Genomic DNA, 3,088 nt, shown 5'->3' on the forward strand with positions numbered 1-3,088 from the left:
GTGAATAACCTCAGACTGCTTTGAAACTTATGAACGGCACAAACGCTAATACTCAGGTCCTATAGCCTACAGCGTTATAGGATCAAGCGACTAAGTGCATATGGTGGATGCCTTGGCGATCACAGGCGATGAAGGACGTAGTAGCCTGCGAAAAGCTACGGGGAGCTGGCAAACAAGCTTTGATCCGTAGATGTCCGAATGGGGAAACCCACTGCAGCAATGCAGTATCCCTAGCTGAATACATAGGCTAGTGGAAGCGAACCGGGTGAACTGAAACATCTCAGTAGCTCGAGGAAAAGAAATCAACCGAGATTCCGAAAGTAGTGGCGAGCGAAATCGGAAGAGCCTTTACGTTTTAGCACGCAAGATAGTCGAACGGAATGGAAAGTCCGGCCGTAGCAGGTGATAGCCCTGTAGGCGAAATCTTGTGTGTGGAACTAAGCGTAAGACAAGTAGGGCGGGACACGTGAAATCCTGTTTGAAGATGGGGGGACCATCCTCCAAGGCTAAATACTCGTGATCGACCGATAGTGAACCAGTACCGTGAGGGAAAGGCGAAAAGAACCCCGGAAGGGGAGTGAAATAGATCCTGAAACCGTATGCATACAAACAGTAGGAGCCTCCTTGTGGGGTGACTGCGTACCTTTTGTATAATGGGTCAGCGACTTACATTCAGTGGCAAGGTTAACCGAATAGGGAAGCCGTAGCGAAAGCGAGTCCGAATAGGGCGATTCAGTCGCTGGGTGTAGACCCGAAACCAGATGATCTATCCATGGCCAGGTTGAAGGCACGGTAACACGTGCTGGAGGACCGAACCCACTAATGTTGAAAAATTAGGGGATGAGCTGTGGATAGGGGTGAAAGGCTAAACAAATCTGGAAATAGCTGGTTCTCTCCGAAAACTATTTAGGTAGTGCCTCAAGTATTACTGCGGGGGGTAGAGCACTGTTATAGCTAGGGGGTCATGGCGACTTACCAAACTATGGCAAACTCCGAATACCCGCAAGTACAGCTTGGGAGACAGAGCACCGGGTGCTAACGTCCGGACTCAAGAGGGAAACAACCCAGACCGCCAGCTAAGGTCCCGAATTATCGCTAAGTGGGAAACGAAGTGGGAAGGCATAGACAGTCAGGAGGTTGGCTTAGAAGCAGCCATCCTTTAAAGAAAGCGTAATAGCTCACTGATCGAGTCGTCCTGCGCGGAAGATGTAACGGGGCTAAGCGATAAACCGAAGCTGCGGGTGTGCACTTTTAGTGCACGCGGTAGGAGAGCGTTCTGTAAGCCTGCGAAGGTGGCTTGTAAAGGCTGCTGGAGGTATCAGAAGTGCGAATGCTGACATGAGTAGCGATAAAGGGGGTGAAAAGCCCCCTCGCCGTAAGTCCAAGGTTTCCTGCGCAACGTTCATCGGCGCAGGGTGAGTCGGCCCCTAAGGCGAGGCAGAGATGCGTAGCTGATGGGAAACTGGTTAATATTCCAGTACCGTCGTACAGTGCGATGGGGGGACGGATCGCGGAAGATCATCAGGGTGTTGGATGTCCCTGTTGCTGTATCGAAGATGGCGCTTAGGCAAATCCGGGCGCGTAAATCAAGGGTATGGCACGAGCGAGCATTGCTTGCGAAGTGATTGGAAGTGGTTCCAAGAAAAGCCTCTAAGCTTCAGCTGTACGAGACCGTACCGCAAACCGACACAGGTGGACGGGATGAATATTCCAAGGCGCTTGAGAGAACTCAGGAGAAGGAACTCGGCAAATTGATACCGTAACTTCGGGAGAAGGTATACCCCGGTAGTGTGAAGCGCCTGCGCGCTTAGCATGATGGGGTCGCAGAGAATCGGTGGCTGCGACTGTTTATTAAAAACACAGCACTCTGCAAAGACGAAAGTCGACGTATAGGGTGTGACGCCTGCCCGGTGCCGGAAGGTTAAGTGATGGGGTGCAAGCTCTTGATCGAAGCCCCGGTAAACGGCGGCCGTAACTATAACGGTCCTAAGGTAGCGAAATTCCTTGTCGGGTAAGTTCCGACCTGCACGAATGGCGTAACGATGGCCACACTGTCTCCTCCTGAGACTCAGCGAAGTTGAAGTGTTTGTGATGATGCAATCTACCCGCGGCTAGACGGAAAGACCCCATGAACCTTTACTGTAGCTTTGCATTGATCTGTGAACCGGCCTGTGTAGGATAGGTGGGAGGCTTTGAAGCGTGGTCGCTAGATCACGTGGAGCCATCCTTGAAATACCACCCTGGTTTGTTTGCGGTTCTAACCTTGGTCCGTTATCCGGATCGGGGACAGTGCATGGTRGGCAGTTTGACTGGGGCGGTCTCCTCCCAAAGTGTAACGGAGGAGTTCGAAGGTACGCTAGGTACGGTCGGAAATCGTGCTGATAGTGCAATGGCATAAGCGTGCTTGACTGYGAGACYGACAAGTCGARCAGGTGCGAAAGCAGGACATAGTGATCCGGTGGTTCTGAATGGAAGGGCCATCGCTCAACGGATAAAAGGTACTCTGGGGATAACAGGCTGATACCGCCCAAGAGTTCATATCGACGGCGGTGTTTGGCACCTCGATGTCGGCTCATCTCATCCTGGGGCTGTAGCCGGTCCCAAGGGTATGGCTGTTCGCCATTTAAAGAGGTACGTGAGCTGGGTTTAAAACGTCGTGAGACAGTTTGGTCCCTATCTGCCGTGGGCGTTGGAGGTCGGGTGTGGAAGCGCAGTAATGCGTTAAGCTAACCGATACTAATTGCTCGTGAGGCTTGATCCTATAACACTGATGGTTATTGACCTGGTGATATAGCGTTCCAAGTGTCGTTCAATACAAAATCTGGCTGCACCGTCGGCAGCCAGCCAACACCAATTACATACCCCTTGTGCGTGATCATCGAGCTAGCCTCTGATCACCCACACGTTGTGTTTCTTCCAAGATTGGAGCGGTTGCGTTAACACGCAGCGGCTCAACCAGTTACGCCTGACGACCATAGCAAGGTGGTACCACTCCTTCCCATCCCGAACAGGACAGTGAAACGCCTTCGCGCCGATGATAGTGGACGGACGTCTGTGAAAGTAGGTCATCGTCAGGCTTTTATTCCGC

At 52.0% G+C, this 3,088-nt stretch carries 2 rRNA genes; both read left to right on the plus strand.

The window, feature by feature from the left end:
• Nucleotides 1–80: 80 nt before the first annotated feature.
• Nucleotides 81–2,761: ribosomal RNA gene (locus tag AC1DSJ_RS30030) — 23S ribosomal RNA — on the plus strand.
• Between the two features lie 203 nt (nucleotides 2,762–2,964).
• Nucleotides 2,965–3,077: ribosomal RNA gene (gene rrf / locus AC1DSJ_RS30035) — 5S ribosomal RNA — on the plus strand.
• The last annotated feature ends 11 nt before the right edge of the window (nucleotides 3,078–3,088 follow it).

This window comes from Achromobacter sp. 01N37 (assembly GCF_056399725.1).